This window comes from Bartonella sp. MU70NMGDW (genome assembly GCF_042194085.1).
GTDB classification, from domain to species: domain Bacteria; phylum Pseudomonadota; class Alphaproteobacteria; order Rhizobiales; family Rhizobiaceae; genus Bartonella; species Bartonella grahamii.
In genome coordinates this window covers 1-3,093 of the sequence record NZ_JBHIMK010000154.1, presented here as the reverse complement: position 1 = coordinate 3,093, position 3,093 = coordinate 1, and the positions used below count along the sequence as shown (strand labels likewise).

The 3,093-nt window shown below is 38.7% G+C and carries 2 protein-coding genes; one reads left to right on the top strand and one right to left on the bottom strand.

Going from position 1 to position 3,093, the window contains the following annotated elements:
• Window positions 1-90: 90 nt before the first annotated feature.
• A complete protein-coding gene (locus ACFIKE_RS08990) occupies window positions 91-2,271 on the bottom strand; it encodes a TonB-dependent hemoglobin/transferrin/lactoferrin family receptor (protein WP_375649419.1) in 2,181 nt (726 codons plus the stop codon).
• 244 nt (window positions 2,272-2,515) lie between these two features.
• Here ACFIKE_RS08990 and ACFIKE_RS08985 point away from each other — a divergent pair.
• Window positions 2,516-3,093: energy transducer TonB (locus ACFIKE_RS08985; RefSeq protein WP_375649421.1), on the top strand; the 578-nt coding region annotated here is incomplete at its 3' end.

The following is a 3,093-nucleotide window of genomic DNA, read 5'->3' as shown; positions in this document are numbered from 1 at the left end:
GTTGTTCAAAGAACAATGAGAACAGAAACGCAATAATTTATTTTTTATCGATATAACCTTTTTAATTGATCTAATGATTAACAAAAGTGACTAAAATTTTTGCACGAACGAAACTTTAAAGTTGCGACCAGGCTGACTATAATAATCCTTCGGTGTTGAGCCGTCATCGGAAGGAAGATCTGATACATTCCAATATTTTTGATTGAACAGATTATAAACACCAGCCCTTATAACAGGACCCTTTTCACCAAATGGCTTCAACCAACCTGACACATCAATAATATTATAACCTGGAATTTTTTGATAGTCCGATTCCTTAGCAACTTTATCACGTTTGGCAGATGAGGTAAGAACAACGTCTGCTCCCCAGATTTCTTTTGCATATCCGATCCCAACAATCGCTTTTAAAGCTGGAATTGAGTTAAGATATTCATCTTTATCAATATCTTTTCCTTGCGAATAGGCAAGAGCAAAATTGCTATGGAATCCACCATTAAGAGCCAAATGTATTTTTGCTTCAGCACCATAAATACGCACATTTGCACGATTTATATAATGGCGACGTGCTAATGGGAATTCCTCTGATGGACCTTTATCCACAGTGTCTATGAAGTCCTTGTATTGATTGAAAAAGGCACTGACTGAACCACCCAAATTTCTATTTCCATACCTTATACCAACATCATACCCATTGCTCGTTTCTGCTTTAAGATCAGGGTTGCCCTTCGAGTAATAAGCAGAGGGTTTTATATAAGAGACGTAAAGTTCTGCAATACGTGGTGCACGAAAAGCCTGTGCCCATTGGGCATAAAGCGTTACTTGATCACGAACATCCCACTCCACACGTAATTTGGGAGAAAAACGTGAACCATTTCTTTCTGGAGGAAATTTGTCAGAAAGTAGAGCTTTCTCATAAGAAGACGTTTTCTGAGGGACATACTTATACCAATCATAACGAATTCCAGGTGTGATACGGAAATGGTTATCGGCAAGGCCAATTTCATCTTCGAAAACAAAACCCAAATTATAGCCATTTGTATCTGGTGAATCTGACCGATTAGCGGGCACAAAGAGGCATCCCCGTGCATTTTCCGGCAAGTGACAATTATCTTTCCCGAACAAATAATGATGAAACTTAGATGACAAGACATTAGCGGCAAGCTTTAACGTATGGTCTACAGTGCCAGTATGAACCTTCTTGAGAGCATCAGCATTGAAACCATAATTGGTATTACGCAAAAAATTATCTCTCAAAAAATCCCCTTTGGGTGCCCGAACACGAAATGAAGTCATAATATCATGACTTGACTGTCTTTGCCAATAAATCTGTCCACGAAACGCATCAAAAAGTGCATCTTCATTGCCGTTATAGTCATAAGAAAGAGAAAGGCGTTCACGGAGTTTGTCGTCCTTGTCATAAACGGAACCACGGGCATAATATCTTTCAGAAGCATTCAATGAATGTGTATCAACATTGTGACCAAAACGTTCTGCTGTAAAACCAAGTCGGTGATTGTCATCAAGGTATTGGTGAATTTTAAAGAGCAAATTATTTTGGTCAAAATGAGCAGGGTTTTTACGTGTGCGCTCTCCATAACCTTCTAGGGTTCCCATATTTTTGCGCTCATGACCTTCCGCATAAGAACCTTGGAAAAGCAAAAACGTTTGTTGAGCACGCATTGCAACAGCTTGATCTACGTGCCAACTATTATCAACAGAATGATAACCACTTCTTATAAGACCACCCCAATTTTTTCCTTCTGTGATAAGATCTTCAGGATCAAGGGTACGCAACGCAACAACTCCTCCCAGTGCACCAGATCCATAAAGACTAGAATCCGGTCCCTGAATAACATCAAGTGTGGAAAGCGCACTAAAGTCAAACATTGTGTTACCACTGTTATTACGCAATATATCATTGAACCACGGAAGAACAATACCATCCACTGTTGTGAGAACACGGTTTGCTTCTAAACCACGAATGACAAAACTGTTATTACTTGGGCTATACCCCACGGTTGGATAAAGACGACTAATATCATAGGCATCAGTTATTTGTTTCTCACGAATATCCTTCGCGGTTTTCCGATCTGTCAGAATAGTGACCGAATCCAAGGCCGTCCCTATTTTTTTCTCTTCAATAACAATTGGTTTGAGTTCAGTGACAGCTCCTCCATCTTTATTTCGTGCAAAAACAAATGAAGGTATACAGACCGATAATGCACTTAAAATCACACAGCTTTTATAGATATTTTTTCGTCTTATTTGCATAACACATCACAACCTTTTTAAACATCCCCTCTCTGTTTTGAAATTTTATTTACATACAAAAAGGCTGGACCCGCTGATTAAAACTTGCCAGCCAAGCAGAAGTGATTTTGCCAACAAGACAAAACCACTAGAAAACCATATTAAACATGACAAAATCAGTCAAGAAAAAAGTTGCAATTTCAAAATAGCCTGTTTTAATGAGATTTACACCAATATTAAGCTTAAAATAGCGGCAGAAGAAACGATGAATTTTGAAAATACGACGCAATTATTAACTCTTTGGATTGGTGCATTTGTTGGAGCTTTATTTTTGCATGTATTATTGGGAGCGCAGTTTTATTTTCAAAGTACGGGTGTAAGTAATAGCTTGCTCTCGTCGGAGATTATGCTGACTTTTGTGCAAGAAACTATCTATCCGGATGTTGATACAGATTTGTCAGATATTCATACAGAGTCGGATATTAATTCGGATATTAATACAGAGCCAAAAGTATTACAGTCTGATCTTTTAGAGAAGGAGTCAGAGGAATTAGAATCCGTGGATGAAGTTCAATCGGAAGAGCCTCAGCATATGGTAGAACAAGATGACTTAAAGTCTTTGGAAGAACCCCTTCCTCAAAAAGTGGAGCATAAAGCGTTTATCAAAAAAACAATACCGATGCCAAAAGCTGTAGTAAAGCGCTCCAATGCAAAGGCGGTACGTTCTTCTTCCACCAACAAGGGCGTCAGTACAGCAGGGCTTGAAGATATGTTGTTAATGGAGTGGTTAGCAAAGGTACAGTCACAATTAGAAAGGCAAAAAAATTATATTGTGGGACAGCG

Bases quoted from the DNA above. Each gene is read 5' to 3' on its own strand.
- ACFIKE_RS08990 (WP_375649419.1), bottom strand. From the start codon at position 2,271: ATGCAAATAAGACGAAAAAATATCTATAAAAGCTGTGTGATTTTAAGT.